A 15,403-nucleotide genomic window follows, 5' to 3' on the forward strand; every position below is an offset into this window, starting at 1 on the left:
GAATGGAAGTTCGCTTTTTGGGACCAGACGATGCAGATGAGCTTATTAAAATTAGACTAGAAGGGCTGCAAACAGATTCAGATGCCTTCGGCTCTACATATGAAGAGGCAATGCAGGTATCGATGGAAGAGTGGCAGCAAAGACTTTCTCAAGGGGAGTCAGGTGATAGCGGCTATTTTGGTGCATTTGTGGAAGGACAGCTGGCTGGCATCATCGGTTTTTTCCGCCACAAAGGGCTGAAAGCGAGACACAAAGCTTCTATCGTCTCCATGTACGTGCGTGAAGCGTATCGCGGGACGGGTGTCGCACAAGCGCTCATGCAGGCAGAGCTAGCCTACTTAAAGGAGCGGGGAGACATCGATACGATACAGCTCGCTGTCGTCACGACCAATCCGGCTGCCATTCGTCTCTATGAAAAAATGGGCTTTATTCCGTACGCTTTAGAAAAGCGTGCACTGAAAAATGGCGATCAATACTTTGATGAGAGCCACATGTGTATTCTTCTTTAGGACAAACAAGAAACAAGCGAAGGCACACAATAGTGGATGCCTTCGCTTTTTCAATGCGCGACGCTATGAATGGAAAATTAACGACTTGCTTCGTATGCAGCGATCTTATCTTCATACTGCAATGTAATTCCAATATCGTCGAGACCATTCAGTAGGCAATAACGACGATAGGAGTCTACCTCGAACGGGTAGGAGAGGCCTTCACTGTCACGAACAACTTGTTCTTGCAGATCGATGGTCAGCTGGTAGTTCGGCTTGTTTTGGGTACGATTGAACAGCTCATCGACTTGATCTTCACTCAATTTGATCGGCAGGATGCCGTTTTTGAAGCAGTTGTTGTAAAAAATGTCCGCAAAGGATGGAGCAATCACACAGCGGAAGCCATAATCAAGGAGAGCCCATGGCGCATGCTCACGAGAGGAGCCGCAGCCAAAATTGTTGCGGGCAAGAAGGACAGTAGACTCCTTGTAAGCAGGCGTATTCAGAATGAACGTATCGATTGGTGCACCATCGACAGTAAAGCGCCATTCGTAGAACAGGAATTGACCAAAACCGCTGCGCTCAATGCGCTTCAAGAACTGCTTAGGGATAATTGCGTCCGTATCTACGTTTACACGATCGAGTGGGGCTACCACTCCGGAGTGGATGACAAATGGATTCATTGGAATACCTCCTTGCTAGCGTTCTCGCTTTTCCATTCACGTACATCGACGAAGTGACCTGCGATAGCTGCTGCTGCTGCCATTTCCGGGCTAACCAGATGCGTCCTTCCGCCGCGTCCTTGACGTCCTTCGAAGTTCCGGTTCGAGGTAGAAGCACAACGCTCACCCTCGGACAGGATATCTGGATTCATCGCCAGACACATGGAGCAACCAGATTCGCGCCAGTCAAAGCCAGCTTCTTGAAAAATGAGGTGCAAGCCTTCTTGCTCAGCGAGCTGCTTAACTGCTTGAGAGCCAGGAACGACCATCGCGTGTACGGAAGGGGAGACCTTGCGTCCTTTAGCTACGTCAGCTGCTTTGCGCAGGTCCTCGATCCTACCGTTCGTACAGGAGCCGATAAAGACGCGATCGATTTTGATTTCGCTCATAGGAGTGCCAGGCGCAAGGTCCATATATGCCAGAGCATCTTGTGCCGCTTTGCGCTGTGCGGTTGTCTCGAATGACTCAGGGTTTGGAACTGTGCTCGTAATGTTCGTACCCATACCAGGGCTCGTTCCCCACGTAACTTGCGGTGCGATCTCGGCTGCCTCGATTTCTACACAGGAGTCAAACGCAGCGCCTTCGTCCGTGCACAGCTCTTTCCAAGCCTCGACAGCTGCTAGGAAATCTTCCCCTTGCGGAACGTAACGCTTGCCTTTCAAGTAGTCAAAAGTAGTCTGGTCAGGAGCGATTAGGCCGGCACGAGCGCCACCCTCAATCGTCATGTTGCACACAGTCATGCGCTCTTCCATGGTCAGGTTGCGGATCGCTGCGCCTGTGTATTCTACGACGTAGCCAGTTGCAAAATCAGTTCCGTATTTTGCGATAATCGCCAAAATTAAATCTTTTGCACTGACACCGAATGGCAGGTCGCCGTTTACGCGTACTTCCATCGTTTTTGGTTTGGATTGCTGCAAGCATTGCGTTGCGAGTACATGCTCCACTTCGCTGGTACCAATACCGAAGGCGAGGGCACCAAATGCTCCGTGAGTGGAGGTGTGGCTGTCACCGCAGACGATTGTTTTGCCTGGATGTGTGAGCCCGAGCTCAGGACCAATGACGTGGACGATTCCTTGATCTGGGCTGTTCAGATCCGCGAGTGTTACCCCGAATTCCGCACAGTTCGCCGTCAAGGTTTCCATTTGTTGACGAGAAATCGGATCTTTGACATTAAAACGGTCAGCTGTCGGTACGTTGTGGTCCATGGTTGCGAAGGTAAGCTCTGGACGGCGTACTTGGCGGCCAGCCAAGCGGAGTCCTTCGAAAGCTTGCGGCGAAGTCACCTCGTGAACCAGGTGCAGGTCGATATACAAAAGGCTCGGCTTGCCTGCCTCTTCGTGAATAATGTGATTGTCCCAAATCTTTTCAAACATCGTACGGGCTGTCATTATGTTTCCTCCTTCGTTCAAAAACTCTTAACAAGGTTGTAACATGGCAAAGAGAATAGTTCAAAGATATAATAATTATAAGAAGGATAGTTTTTGCCTATCGGGAGGTCTATATGGAGTTACGACAAATTCGTTATGTACTCGCTGTTGCGGAAGAACGCAGTTTTTCCCGGGCAGCCAATCGATTACATTTGGCCCAACCGTCGTTGAGCCAACAAATTGCGAAGCTGGAGAAAATACTCGGTGTCAGCTTGTTTCATCGCTTGCCGCAGCACGTAGAACTGACTGATGCGGGACAGCGCTTCATACAGGTGGCGCAAACGCTCGTCGACATGTCAGAGGGGCTAGAGAGGGAAATGCGAGCTTATGCCATAGGAGAAAGTGGCAAATTGCTTGTAGGAAGCTTGCCGATCACAGGGGCGTACGTGCTGCCAAGGGTGTTGCCTACGTTTACAAAGCAATTCCCCGGTGTCGAGCTGCAATTGATGGAGGAAACGTCGAGTCATTTGGAGCAGCTACTCGTGCGGGGGAAAATTGATGTAAGCCTACTAACCATGCCCATCAGTGATCCGTCTCTGGAAATCATCCCCGCGATCAATGAAGAAATCTTTCTGGCGGTACCAGCCAATCATCCGCTCGCAAAACGGAAAGAAGTCGATCTCGCAGAGGTAGCCGATCAGCCTTTTATCCTGTTAAAAGAAGGACAAGGCTTCCGCACGATTTCGCTCCGGCTCTGTGAGCAGGCGGGATTCCGACCGCGAATCGTGTTTGAGAGCTCGAACATCCAGACGGCTCAGTCACTTGTTGCAGCAGGCATGGGGCTGTCGTTTGCGCCGAAAATGATTACGCTCGCACCCGGAACGATCGAACCGCCAACTTATGTGCGGATAAAAACCAAACCTTCTCGCACACTCGTTGTGGCGTATCGAAAGGACAAACCGCTGTCACGCCCGGCTGAAGCGTTTGTGCAATGTCTCATCGAGCAGGGTGGAAAAATATAAAGGTAAACAAGAAACCCAGTCGCCGCAATCATTTGCGTACACTGGGTTTTTTATCTTGCGACTCTGTATTTTGAACAAGTTCGGAAAAGATGACTAGCCTGCGAGCATGTTCCTGTGTTTTCTTGTTAAATTTGCCGGAGCAGGTAATCAAATTCAGATGGGAGCGCTCTGCATTCCCAAAAATATGATCGATGGGGGCGTCGGCTGTCTGGAAGCTTTCTACTCTGCGAACCTGGAAGGTAAGCGTTCTTCCTTTTGCTTCACGCACCGTGATTTTGTCGCCGGGCTTTAGTTTTTTCAAATGGTAAAAAACAGCTGGACCCGTGTAATGATCGAAATGACCGGCGATCACTGCATTCCCCTTCATCCCGGGCTTCGTCCATGGCGCCAAAATCCCCACGCGATCAAAAGCCTTCGGGACGTCCATTTGCCCATTTGGTAAAACGCCAACCGGTTCTACACGAGCCTGCAGCTTTAGTTTTGGAATATGTAGAAGAGTGGGCATGATTCCGTCTGGAAGAGGAGGGGCAGGAAGGAACGTCGGTTGAGGTGGTAGAGAAGGACCATAAACGGTAACCGTTTGTTTGATAAGGATGGGCCCTGCTGGTTTTGGCATGGTATTCGTGATTTTTGGAGCATCAACTGGTTGTTTAGCTGTATGACCGCAACCAATTGTAACCAAACTAATGAATAGAAGGAACCCCAGTAGTTTTTTCATAAGTAGCAAAGAAAAGGGGAAGATCCCCCTTTAATTGCTTGCCCCACCCATACCAGTTTTCGGCAAAGCCTTGATATGCACTTTGCCTTTATGTGCTTTGGTTTTCATATGGTGAGCTTTGGTCTTCATATGATGCGCTTTTGTTTGTACCTTGTGGTGTTTTTTGTGACCGTCATGTGTTGCAGCAGATACAGGAATTGCAGTAGTTACCAAGCATGCAACCATCAACAAAGCAGCGAATTTCTTCATGAGTAGCACCTACCTTTAAATTTTTGGGCTTACAACAGATAGGATTTCCGTTTGTTGTTTTGTTAGTGATGGCAATTGTTTCTCCTAAACGTCCCAAACAGCCCGCGCCTGTGGTACACTATTTCCAAATCATTCTGGGAGGAAGATAACATGAGAGAAATTAAGACAGAAGCTGAATTCGAGCAAGTAATCGCAGCAGCCAAGCCAGTCATTGTCAAATTCTTCACGGATTGGTGCCCAGATTGCCATCGCATTGATCCATTCATGCCTGCCGTGGAAGAAAAATACAAAGAACAACTAGATATGATTGAAGTCAACCGCGATACTCTCCCGGACTTGTCCCAAAAGTACGATATCTTCGGGATTCCGAGCTTTATTGCGTTCCATAATGGAAAAGAACTGGTTCGCTTCGTTAGCAAGCTCGGAAAGAGTCGTGAGGAGATCGAGCATTTCCTGGACCGTGCGATTCAAGTGAGTAAAGGACTCGAGCAAGCGTAATTGCATGAACATAGAACAGGGAGATAGACAGAAATGTTATTCATGAAAAAAGAAGGAGAATGGCTCGTTGCTCACTTACGAGACGAAGATGATGCCATTCCGATTGGGAACCTGCTGCGCGAAGAGTGGAAGCTGCCTCGCAAGCAGGTCCATCTTTTATTTCAATACAAAGAAGTACTACTGGATGGCGAACCTGTTGCTCAGCATGTTGTGGGAAAAGCAGGGCAGGAAGTTCGCCTGCGTATGTGCAAGCCTGAGCCATTGGGGCTTGATCCGGCCAGTGAAGCTCCGGAGATCTTGTACGAGGATGATCATTTGCTCATCGTGAATAAGCCGGTTGGCCTTCTGTTACATCCGACCGAACGATATCATCATGTGACGTTGGATCATCTCGTGTCGGGGCACTTTTTCCGTACAGGTTTGGAAGCAAAAGTCCGCCATGTCCATCGGCTGGATCAGGATACGTCAGGCGTCGTTCTGTACGCGAAGCATGCGTGGGCTTCTGCACTGTTAGATGAAATGCTGCGTGAGCGCACAATCAAGCGTACATATGTCGCGTATGTTTCGGGACAAATGCCCAAAGAGCGCGGGAAAATCAATGAGCCAATCGGAAAAGATCGGAAGCATGGGACGCGCAGAAGGGTCACACCTAACGGCGATCCAGCGATTACCCATTACCAGGTCATAGAACGTTTTCAAACAGCTACGAAAGTAGAATGTCAATTGGAGACGGGGAGAACCCATCAAATTCGCGTTCACTTCAGTCATAGTGGGCACCCGCTTTTAGGGGATGAACTGTATGGTGGCAAGCGCGAACTCATTAAACGACAAGCGCTGCACGCAGCAGTGCTCAAATTTGTGCATCCATTCGGGGGAGAAGTCATCGAAGTCACGGCTCCGTTGCCACTCGATCTGTTTCACTTGGAAAAGAAGCTGAGATAATCGCCATTTGACTACGGACTGAATAAACTGCCAAGGAGGAAACGAGAGAGGGTGGTCTTTTGAAACGACCCATAATCGGTATCTTGACTTGGCGGGAAGGCAAACGCTTTGCAGAGCCAACCTATTTTCGGCGACTACTCAAGGCTGGACAAGAACTAGGCTGTACCGTTTTCTTGTTTTCACCAAACGATGTACTTGGAGCCGGCAGGCAGGTGAGAGGGTATATCCCGGGGAGCAATGGCGGCTGGCAAGCAAGGATATTTGACCGTCCAGATGCTGTATTTGACCGATACCGCTATACACCGACACAAGCGTTTAAGAACTATGTGGCCTTTCGGCGGACGAGTAATTTTTTGTATGCAAACAATCGCTTGGCAAACAAATGGCGTGTACATGAGGTGCTGCATCGGGACCCGAGAATGCATCGCTGGCTTCCGGAGACCCACCTCTACAACCGCCAAAGTCTGGTCAACATGCTCGGCAAGCATCCATTGCTCTACGTAAAGCCACTGAATGGAACAGGGGGACGAAACATCCTGTCGATTGAAAAGCGTGGCGACGAACTTCGACTGCTCGGCCGAAATAAGCAAAGGGCGAAAGTATCCACAGTAGTAAGAGATAAAGCCGCGGCCCAAAGATGGGTAGATCGTTGGACGAGACAGGAAAAATACATCGTTCAGCAAGGTCTTCGTTTGCAGCTGGTTCCTTCGCGTGCAGTAGACATGCGCCTCTTGATTCAAAAGAATGGGCAGGGTGAATGGAACATTACAGGTCATGGAATTCGCGTGGGGCCAGAACGCAGTGCCACCTCTAATCTGCATGGCGGTGGAAAAGCTATCCCAGTTTCGGTATTTCTCCGACCGAGGTTTGGGGAGGAGCACACTGAGCAGATCGTGCGTGATTGCGAACAGCTTGCTTTTCAAACAGCGGAAACACTCGAGGATCATTTTGGACGGATGGTTGAATTTGGATTGGATATTGGTATCGATGTAGAGGGTCACGCTTGGCTGATCGAAGTGAATCCCAAACCAGCTCGGGAAATTTTCCGGGAGATGGGGGCAACGGGGCAGTACAAGAATGCCATTACTCGACCGCTTGAATACGCCATCTACCTTGCAAAAACACAAGGACGCGAAGGTCGCGAGCCACTTTTGAAGAGAAAGGTCGCCAGAGGATAGTGTGAAAGCAGAACAGCGGCAGTCAGGGACAATGTCTGAAGTTCCTGATATGCTCCCCATACGGTAGACAGGCGAAATAATAAAAAGCTTGCTATTGTGAGGGGAGCTTTTTCATGTCTAGAACTATTTACACACGTACCATACTTTTGAGGAACTTGAGAGAGATATTGAGGCCTTTACAATAACGAACGATTACAAGCAAAACTAAACGGCCTCAGTCCGATGGAGTTCAGGACCAAGGCCGCCTAAATTTTTATTATTTGTACTGTCTACTTGACGGGGTGCAGTTCAGTTCAGTCCTCGTCTGCCGCTGTATTTGTTAGGTGGAGATAGAAAGTGGTAATTGCAATTTGCTCGGGATGTCAGGGGCGTAATCGGGTGTATGGATAACAGAAAACGAGTATCCTTCCCGGACGAATGTAAGCTCATGGGCATCCGAATGGAAGAGGACATTACTTTTTTCAAAGCGTCTCCGCACTTTTTGCAGGAACGTTTGGTCAGGTGTTCCAAAAGTGACGTGCATTTTCGGTGGTAACGCTTTCATCGCAATGGGAATCCAAGGCCTGTTTTTCCATGTGGCTACAATATGTGCCGTTCCCCCGATGACGAAGTTAAAAATTTCGCCATCCTCGTATGTTTTCATGCTTATATTCGATTTTAGCCATTGCGTAAAAACAGGCACACTTTCCACGGGACAGCCCACTTCTCGTAAATACAGAATGTGCAGGGGAGTGGATGGCACGACGACCTCTTCTGACACATACTCGTGGGCAATAATCTCAAGAAGATTCCCGTCTCCATCGCGGAAATACAGGTTCATCCGCCCTTTTTCCTGATCAATGTCATGTCCATCCTCCCATCGAACAAGCAAAAGACCTGATTCTTTGATCTTTTTCGCTGATTCATGAAATAGGGAATAAGGTACTTGAAAAGCAATATGGGCGGGGGAGAACGGTGCATACACTTCTTCAAAGGTTAAACGAAAATCGGGTGTGACTTGAAACGTAATCTGTTTGTCTGATTGAGATGAAATCGGAAAGCCGAGACGGTCTGCGTAAACCTGGTGTACCCCTTGGATGGACACCGTTTGTAAGGTTAACTTAGAAAAATGCGTGATCACCTGGCCTCACCTTTTCCTATAAAAAGATAACATAATATAAATTATGTATACTCATTCGGTTTACACTGTTTCTAGACAAACTTCTCAAATATCTTGAGAGAGGCGAACCATATCTACCACCTGAATCCCGTTTTCGTAAATCTCTTCCTCATAATGACGCAAGAAAAAGTCCCGATCGATCCAATTCATCCGAAATCCACACTTTTGATAAAGGGCGAGCTGACCCATGCTTGAATTCCCTGTGCCGACCTCGATTGTCTTATAACCGAGAGATTTGGCTACTTCAATGGAATGAAGAACGAGCTTTTTGCCAATGCCCTTGCCTTGATGGGCCTCATCGACGGCAACATTCACGAGTTCAATCGTATCCGGTCTGGTTGGAATCAAGACGTAGACACCTACGATGCTCCCCTCCAGAACAACGACATAGCATTGACCTCTTTGTAAATAATCTTTCACCAATCTGACAGAAGGGTCAGCCAATAAGAGTAAATCCATTGGTGGGTGTTCTTGTGCTGCAAGCTTGCGAATTTCCATCTGTGTTTCTCCTCCGATTCAAGTTGTAACCGGCTTTGGCAATGGAGCTGTTTCATAGTTGACAACCTGGTTATTTTCGTACGTAAAGAAATGCTGACAAGGGTCAGCCTCTTCCAACATGTATGGTAAAAACATGGGAAGGTTTTCTGGGACGCCACCATTGTCGGGGTCCAAGATCCACGCTAGCTCTTTCCAGTCAAGTATGCCTTCTTCCACAACCTGAGGGGTTTGAGAGCGCTCGTAGTCTTCTGGAAGATGAGCGAGAAATGCATACATTCCGCCTGTTTCTATTCCATCAACTAGCCAAGAGACAATTCCTTTGTAACAAGCGGTTTCTAGCAAAATGCCCGTCTCTTCGCGAACCTCCCGAAGGACACTATTCAGTGGAGTCTCTCCCTGCTCTAGCTTACCGCCTACGCCATTCCATAGCCCCATCAACGGTGATTTGTTGCGATTCAGCATGAGTATTCCATTTCTATGTTTGAGAAAGCATATGGTATAGCGATACATGTTATCACGTTCCTTTTTGATACAGTCGACTTCTTTAACACGACCATTGTATCAAATGAGTGGATTCATCTGTAATTTTTATTTGGTTTTCCGCAAGAAGTTTCGTAATATTTCGTTATAATAACAAAGAAGAGTGGAAGGAAGAAGAGGGGGCTCGTTCAAGATGGGAAGCAATGAGAAGGTGGAAGGGCTAACAATGGAGGAGTGGAAAACAAAATATCCGCTTCTTCTTAACATGATGGAGACGGATGAAGTTTTCTGGACGAACCCTAGCTATGATGAGATCGCAAAAGCAACTCTCTCCGTTACGCCAGAGGAAGTTCAGGATGCAGAAGAACGCTTGCGGCGTTTTGGCTCGTTCATTCAAGTGGCTTTTCCTGAGACGAGAGAAGCTGGTGGACTGATTGAGTCCCCACTCGTTCCGATAAAAGAGATGCAAAAGCACCTAGAGTCTCGCTTTGCGGCGGATATACAGGGGAATCTCTGGTTAAAATGCGACAGCCATTTGCCTATTGCCGGTTCCATCAAGGCGCGTGGTGGCATCTACGAGGTGCTGGCACATGCAGAAGAATTGGCCCAAAAGCATCAAATGCTGCAACCGGACAAGGATTATGCTATTTTGGCCTCGGATGAGTTCCGGGAACTGTTTTCCCGTTATTCCATTGCGGTAGGCTCGACAGGAAATCTCGGTTTGAGCATCGGGATCATCAGCGCGAAGCTCGGTTTTCAAGTCACCGTACACATGTCAGCGGACGCTAAAGCATGGAAAAAGGAATTGCTGCGGGCAAAAGGGGTCCAGGTTGTGGAGTACGCATCGGATTACGGAAAAGCGGTGGAAGAGGGAAGGAAGCAGGCAGAAGTCGATCCGAACTGCTATTTCATCGATGATGAGAACTCCAAGCGATTATTCCTCGGCTATGCAGTAGCAGCAAAACGACTGAAAAGACAGCTAGAGGAACAACAAATAAAAGTAGATCGTGATCACCCGCTGTTCGTCTACCTTCCGTGTGGAGTTGGTGGGGGACCTGGTGGTGTAGCGTACGGGTTAAAGCTTATTTATGGGGACAATGTTCATTGCTTTTTTGCGGAACCAACTCATTCTCCGTGCATGCTGCTTGGTTTAATGACAGGCCTGCATGACAAAGTCACCGTTCAAGATTTCGGGATAGACAACAAGACAGAGGCGGATGGTCTGGCAGTTGGTCGACCTTCCCGATTTGTAGGAAAAATGATGGAGGACCTACTGAGTGGCGTGTTTACAGTGGACGACGAAGAGCTATACGCTTTGTTGCGTGCCTTGCGCGATCACGAATCCATTCGATTGGAGCCGTCTGCATTAGCTGGCATGCCAGGACCTGTTAGATTGTTTCAACAAGAGACAGGGCGTCACTATTTGGCGAAGCAAGGTCTAACGGAAAAAATGAAAAAGGCGACCCACATCGTGTGGGCGACGGGTGGGAGTATGGTTCCGGAGAAAATCCAGGATGAGTACTACGCGAAAGGCCTGGAAGCCAAAATCGGTACAGATACATAATGTTTGTTATGTAAACAATATGAGTTCGAAGACAAAAAGTCCTTGTAGGAAAGCCCGGATCACTCCTCCGGGCTTTTGTCCATTCATTTCAAAGTCTTCTGCGTCTTGAAAATAATAAACGTCGGTCTTCTTACCTCGGAAATCTGTTGCGGCTGCAAGAGGAGTCCTGGGTACCGCACTAGGTTAAATAAATTTCGACGTAGAAACAAAAGTGATTTTAACAACGTTAGGAGTGTTTAATGCAGCACAATGTCATTTGTGTTGTATGTCTTTACTATGTAAAGGACGAAAAAAGAAACACAGAAGTGAAAAACCTCTGTGTTTCTTTTTGATTCATATATTTACTTTCCGGCACAGATGCTCCTTCTCCCTATTATAGAAGCTATTTTAAACATAAGTAATTTGTAAGGAATGCGTAAGAAAAAAGAGATATTCATTTTGTATGATAAAAATATAACGAGGTGTGAAAGGTGGAACAGATATGACTTAATGTTAAGACAGAATGGCGTTAGCAACGACCTAAGCAATATGAATAGAGGAGAGAAATGGCTTATGAAAACACGTAGTCAAATTACATTTGCAAGTCTGGCCCTTTTAATAGCTGGAAGCTCCCTGTTATACACAACGCCAACCTCAATTGTAAAAGCAGAGCCTACTCAAAATGTATCTAGTTCGTTACAAACAAGCACTCAACGAGATCGTAATTCTGTCAAGCAAGCAATGCGGGATACATTGCATCTTGGAATCCCGGGGATACTCGCTAAAACTTCTGAGGATGGAAAAACATGGGGCTATGCCGCTGGGGTAGCGAATCTGAGCACCAAGGAGCCAATGAAAACAGATTTTCGCTTTCGCATTGGCAGCGTGACGAAGACGTTCACTGCAACAGTTGTACTTCAATTAGCCGGAGAGAACCGCCTGAATCTAGACGACTCCATCGAAAAATGGTTGCCTGGTGTCATTCAAGGAAACGGATATGATGGTAACCAGATTACTATCCGGCAGATATTGAACCATACAAGTGGTATCGCTGAATACTTAAGGTCAAAAGACGCTGACATGATGAATGCAAAAAAAACATATACCGCTGAAGAATTAGTAAAGATTGGGCTTTCACTGCCTCCAGACTTTGCCCCAGGAAAGGGCTGGTCTTATTCAGACACAGGATACGTATTACTGGGTATCCTTATTGAAAAAGTAACTGGGAACAGCTATGCAGAAGAGATTGAAAATCGGATTATTGAACCGCTTGAATTGTCGAATACATTCCTACCTGGCAATTCAAGCGTTATTCCAGGCACCAATCATGCCCGTGGATATTTCCAACCAGACGGAGCAAGTGAGCTAAAAGACATTACTTATTATAACCCAAGTATAGCTAGCTCGGCTGGAGATATGATTTCTACTGCTGACGACTTAAATAAATTCTTCTCTTACTTACTCAGTGGCAAATTACTGAAGGAACCGCAATTAAAACAAATGCTTACTACAGTTCCTACAGGAAGTGCTGAAATCAGCGGATATGGTCTTGGAATCTATGAAACTAAGCTTCCAAACGGTGTCTCGATATGGGGACATACAGGTAGCATTCCAGGGTTTATTACTCTTGTTGGGGGTACACTTGGAGGCAAGCATATGTTGACCGTCAATTTGAACAGTATGGGTAAAGCTAACTTTAAAAATATTTTACTTGCGGAATTTAGCAAGTAGGCAAAAAGGAAAACCGGATAAATTTTGTTATAGTGTTTATAGTTAAAAATATACCGTTTTGGAATTTCGGTAATAAAACAAAATCCTCCCTAAAATGAAAAAATACGCTATTCTTTCTGTAGAATCATAGGAAAGGATGGCGTGTTTGTAATATTCGTTTAAAACGATTGAAAATGAGAGCAGGAGTTTGCTTTTTTTACGAGAATAAGTGAGAGACAACCCATTTTTGCGATTCCGTCAGCTTTGCTGTGACGGTTTTTTTCTGTTAGAAGATTTGGTTTCGGTATTTTTTGGCGAGACTGAAATCGAAGGAGGGATAAACATGGACCAAATACTTCAACTGATCAAAGATTACTGGCCGATTGCGCTAGGTATTATAATCATTATCATGGCTGCCCAATGGGTGGTGCGAAGTATCATTCGAATTATTTCGCTCGCTGCTATTATTGGTGTTGTGCTGGTGTTGTTTTTCCAATTCAGTCCTGAAGAAGTGATCCAGATGGGACGTCAAGCAGCCGTAGCTACACAGGAAGTCGTCGATAAGACGATTACACCAGTCTTGGACAAAGAGCTAAAGGATGCCGATATTTCCTTCAAGGAAGATGGCACCTATGAAGTGAAGACTACGAGTATTCGTATCGTAGGCAAAAAAGGCGAATCCAAAGCGACTGTTTATTACAAGGATGAGGAATGGGAAGTAAATATCGGTCAATTGAGTAAGCTGTTCCAGGACCGACTCGGTAAAGCGGAACAAGAAAGTAAGACGATGTAGAAAGGGAAAAACGCATGGGGCCAAAAAGGCCTCATGCGTTTTTTTCTGGATAGGCGAGTACTTCCTTTACCCATGTATCTAGCAGATGCTGATATTCTTCGCTCGTTTTGATTCCTGGGGCTGAGGCAACTTGTTTTTCGAGTGGGAGCGTGCGTAGTTTTTTAGAGAATCTCTCCTCGATATCATCTTCATCTTCGAGTAGCAGATAGACGACATCTTCCAAGGAGCGATAGTTCGTAACGCTATACTCGATTCCATTCATCGTCGTTTGAAAATGACCGTGACGATAGTGGCAAAGGATGAAAGTGAAATCTAGGTTGTTTATGATTTCTAAAAATCTGTTCAAAAACGCTGGTTCCACCATGATACACTCCAGCATTGTGGGTGGATAATTCGAGTGACTGATGTGGAATTCTGGAATAATTTCGATAAAGTGCTGCTGCCGTTCTGGACTGGCTTTGTCATAGTAATCATAGTTGAATTTGCGAATGATTTTCTTCAGGTGCTTGAAAGGGATTTCTGTACCAATAAAAAGTCCGTAATATCGGTTCATTCTGTGCTTCCTTTACGCTTTCGTCATATTCGGAGCTACACGCAGTCGAGTTGCTTGTTCATAAGCGTAGGCTAGGCGAAGAAGAGTAGGTTCCTGAAATGCCAATCCGGTCAGCATGATGCCAAATGGCTTGCCCGCAGAAGTATAGCCAGCTGGAACCGTAATCGAAGGGTAACCAGCTTTGGCTGGGATAGCATAACCCGTACTGCCGGGGTACAAGAGGGCATCGAGTTCGTGCTCCTTCATAACAGCATCAAGGCCTTGTTTCTGTGACATTTCCAAATCGAACAGGCGATTAGCCAGATAATCCGGCTCCGTCAGTGTACCACTTGTTTGCTCGGATTCTTCCAGCAGCTCTTGCCCGTAAAGCAGGGCTTGTTCCTCATGCGCCCGATTAAAAGCAATGACATCCTGTAAGGAGCGGATCGGGTAGGAGGCTGGTAAGGTTTTTAAGTACGCATTTACCCCAACCTTGAATTCATGCACAAGAACATGTCTGTCCCACTCGGCATTTTCTGTCGGAATGGTGACCGCATCTATGACCGTTGCGCCTGCCTCTCTGAGCTTTTCAATAGCCGCTTCATACAAGGCAATTTCTTCGTCTACACATTCTGCCAAAAACCTGGATCGTACAACGCCGATGCGCGCACCCCGCAATCCATCTGCATGGAGGAAGGGGAGGTAATCGGTATGTGCTAGACCTTCGCTTTTTCCAGTCACAGGATCATTTGCATCTATACCAGTAAGCGCGCCAAGCAAAGTAGCTGCATCTGTCACAGTTCTCGCCATCGGTCCGGCTGTGTCTTGGCTATGGGAAATCGGGATGATACCCGAACGGCTGATTAAGCCAACAGTAGGTTTGATTCCCACGAGCGAATTTTGCTCCGCTGGGTGGAGAATCGACCCGGAAGTCTCCGAACCGACTGCCACAACGGCAAATCCTGCGGCAATCGCAGCAGCTGAACCTGAGCTAGACCCGCCGACATCGAGTACACCAGGACCGTATGGGTTCAACACTTGTCCACCACGCGAGCTGTAGCCATCTGGCATGTTATTGGAGACAAAGTTAGCCCATTCCGTCAGATTTGTTTTCCCTAAAAGGACGGCGCCAGCCTCTCGGAGCTTGGTCACAACAAATGCATCCGCAGAGGCAAATGAATCAGCTAAAGCTAGAGCTCCAGCCGTCGTGTGCATCTTGTCAGATGTCGCAATGTTATCCTTGATCAGTACAGGGATTCCGTGAAGCGGCCCACGACTGCCTGACACCGCGCGTTCCCGATCCAGTGACTCTGCGATCGCCAGTGCATCTGGGTTTAGCTCACAAATGGCATTGATTCGGATGCCTTGTTTGTTGTAGGTGGCAATCCGCTGTAAAAAGGCGAGGGTCAATTCCCGGGAAGTCGTGGTTCCAGCTGTCATTGCAGCTTGCCATTCGAGAATGCTCGTTTCATGAATCACTGACATAATATATCCCCTTTTACGA

Annotated in this window: 17 protein-coding genes and 1 pseudogene; 9 read left to right on the forward strand and 9 right to left on the reverse strand. The window is 47.1% G+C overall.

What is annotated here, in order from left to right; genetic code table 11:
- Positions 1-2 precede the first annotated feature (2 nt).
- The gene (locus ACFVS2_RS02470; RefSeq protein ID WP_390230493.1) at positions 3-509 is read left to right on the forward strand and encodes a GNAT family N-acetyltransferase; all 507 of its coding nucleotides are present in this window, start codon (positions 3-5) and stop codon (positions 507-509) included.
- 77 nt (positions 510-586) lie between these two features.
- On the opposite strand, the gene leuD is transcribed toward ACFVS2_RS02470, so the two are convergent.
- Both leuD and leuC read right to left on the reverse strand, forming a co-directional pair.
- Complete coding sequence (gene leuD, locus ACFVS2_RS02475; protein ID WP_390230496.1) at positions 587-1,171, reverse strand: 3-isopropylmalate dehydratase small subunit; 585 nt, start codon at positions 1,169-1,171, stop codon at positions 587-589.
- Positions 1,168-2,598, reverse strand: coding sequence for a 3-isopropylmalate dehydratase large subunit (leuC, locus tag ACFVS2_RS02480; protein WP_173617877.1), 1,431 nt, complete (start codon positions 2,596-2,598; stop codon positions 1,168-1,170). The genes leuD and leuC overlap by 4 nt, the downstream gene beginning before the upstream one ends.
- A 113-nt stretch (positions 2,599-2,711) precedes the next feature.
- Between leuC and ACFVS2_RS02485 the strand changes: the two genes are divergently transcribed.
- Positions 2,712-3,599 carry a LysR family transcriptional regulator gene (locus ACFVS2_RS02485; protein WP_069845285.1) on the forward strand — a complete coding sequence of 296 codons (888 nt, stop codon included), beginning with the start codon at positions 2,712-2,714 and terminating at the stop codon, positions 3,597-3,599.
- A 28-nt stretch (positions 3,600-3,627) separates the two neighbouring features.
- On the opposite strand, the gene ACFVS2_RS02490 is transcribed toward ACFVS2_RS02485, so the two are convergent.
- Entirely contained in the window at positions 3,628-4,317 is a 690-nt protein-coding gene (locus tag ACFVS2_RS02490; protein WP_390232368.1) for a class F sortase, read from the reverse strand.
- 30 nt (positions 4,318-4,347) lie between these two features.
- The gene (locus ACFVS2_RS02495) at positions 4,348-4,566 is read right to left on the reverse strand and encodes a hypothetical protein (protein ID WP_017248177.1); all 219 of its coding nucleotides are present in this window, start codon (positions 4,564-4,566) and stop codon (positions 4,348-4,350) included.
- Positions 4,567-4,716: 150 nt separating this feature from the next.
- On the opposite strand from ACFVS2_RS02495, the gene ACFVS2_RS02500 reads away from it, so the two are divergent.
- The 4 genes and pseudogenes from ACFVS2_RS02500 to ACFVS2_RS02515 all read left to right on the forward strand — a co-directional run.
- Complete coding sequence (locus ACFVS2_RS02500) at positions 4,717-5,064, forward strand: thioredoxin family protein (RefSeq protein ID WP_173617875.1); 348 nt, start codon at positions 4,717-4,719, stop codon at positions 5,062-5,064.
- 33 nt (positions 5,065-5,097) lie between these two features.
- Entirely contained in the window at positions 5,098-6,006 is a 909-nt protein-coding gene (locus ACFVS2_RS02505; protein ID WP_390230501.1) for an RluA family pseudouridine synthase, read from the forward strand.
- Between the two features lie 59 nt (positions 6,007-6,065).
- Positions 6,066-7,184, forward strand: coding sequence for a YheC/YheD family endospore coat-associated protein (locus tag ACFVS2_RS02510; RefSeq protein WP_390230504.1), 1,119 nt, complete (start codon positions 6,066-6,068; stop codon positions 7,182-7,184).
- 177 nt (positions 7,185-7,361) lie between these two features.
- Positions 7,362-7,433: pseudogene (locus tag ACFVS2_RS02515) on the forward strand (IS3 family transposase); the annotation flags it as partial.
- Positions 7,434-7,503: 70 nt separating this feature from the next.
- Here the strand turns inward: ACFVS2_RS02515 and ACFVS2_RS02520 are convergent.
- The 3 genes from ACFVS2_RS02520 to ACFVS2_RS02530 form a co-directional block, all read right to left on the reverse strand.
- Positions 7,504-8,304: a VOC family protein gene (locus ACFVS2_RS02520; protein ID WP_173617872.1), complete on the reverse strand. Its 801-nt coding sequence runs from the start codon at positions 8,302-8,304 to the stop codon at positions 7,504-7,506.
- An 84-nt stretch (positions 8,305-8,388) separates the two neighbouring features.
- Positions 8,389-8,841, reverse strand: coding sequence for a GNAT family N-acetyltransferase (locus tag ACFVS2_RS02525; protein ID WP_390230507.1), 453 nt, complete (start codon positions 8,839-8,841; stop codon positions 8,389-8,391).
- An 18-nt stretch (positions 8,842-8,859) separates the two neighbouring features.
- On the reverse strand, positions 8,860-9,351 hold the full coding sequence (locus ACFVS2_RS02530) for an NUDIX hydrolase (RefSeq protein ID WP_390230510.1): 492 nt from the start codon (positions 9,349-9,351) through the stop codon (positions 8,860-8,862).
- Positions 9,352-9,514: 163 nt separating this feature from the next.
- Here ACFVS2_RS02530 and ACFVS2_RS02535 point away from each other — a divergent pair, with 163 nt between their 5' ends.
- From ACFVS2_RS02535 to ACFVS2_RS02545, 3 genes are all read left to right on the forward strand, one after another.
- Positions 9,515-10,885, forward strand: coding sequence for a D-serine ammonia-lyase (locus tag ACFVS2_RS02535; RefSeq protein WP_390230513.1), 1,371 nt, complete (start codon positions 9,515-9,517; stop codon positions 10,883-10,885).
- Positions 10,886-11,437: 552 nt separating this feature from the next.
- Complete coding sequence (locus ACFVS2_RS02540; RefSeq protein WP_173617868.1) at positions 11,438-12,595, forward strand: serine hydrolase domain-containing protein; 1,158 nt, start codon at positions 11,438-11,440, stop codon at positions 12,593-12,595.
- A gap of 322 nt (positions 12,596-12,917) precedes the next feature.
- Positions 12,918-13,367: a hypothetical protein gene (locus ACFVS2_RS02545; protein ID WP_017248186.1), complete on the forward strand. Its 450-nt coding sequence runs from the start codon at positions 12,918-12,920 to the stop codon at positions 13,365-13,367.
- A gap of 31 nt (positions 13,368-13,398) precedes the next feature.
- On the opposite strand, the gene ACFVS2_RS02550 is transcribed toward ACFVS2_RS02545, so the two are convergent.
- Both ACFVS2_RS02550 and ACFVS2_RS02555 read right to left on the reverse strand, forming a co-directional pair.
- Positions 13,399-13,920, reverse strand: coding sequence for a hypothetical protein (locus tag ACFVS2_RS02550; protein ID WP_390230517.1), 522 nt, complete (start codon positions 13,918-13,920; stop codon positions 13,399-13,401).
- 12 nt (positions 13,921-13,932) lie between these two features.
- Positions 13,933-15,384, reverse strand: coding sequence for an amidase family protein (locus ACFVS2_RS02555; protein ID WP_390230520.1), 1,452 nt, complete (start codon positions 15,382-15,384; stop codon positions 13,933-13,935).
- Positions 15,385-15,403: the final 19 nt, after the last annotated feature.

Origin of the sequence: Brevibacillus sp. NPDC058079, assembly GCF_042885155.1 — a bacterium.
In the GTDB taxonomy this organism is placed as follows: Bacteria; Bacillota; Bacilli; order Brevibacillales; family Brevibacillaceae; genus Brevibacillus.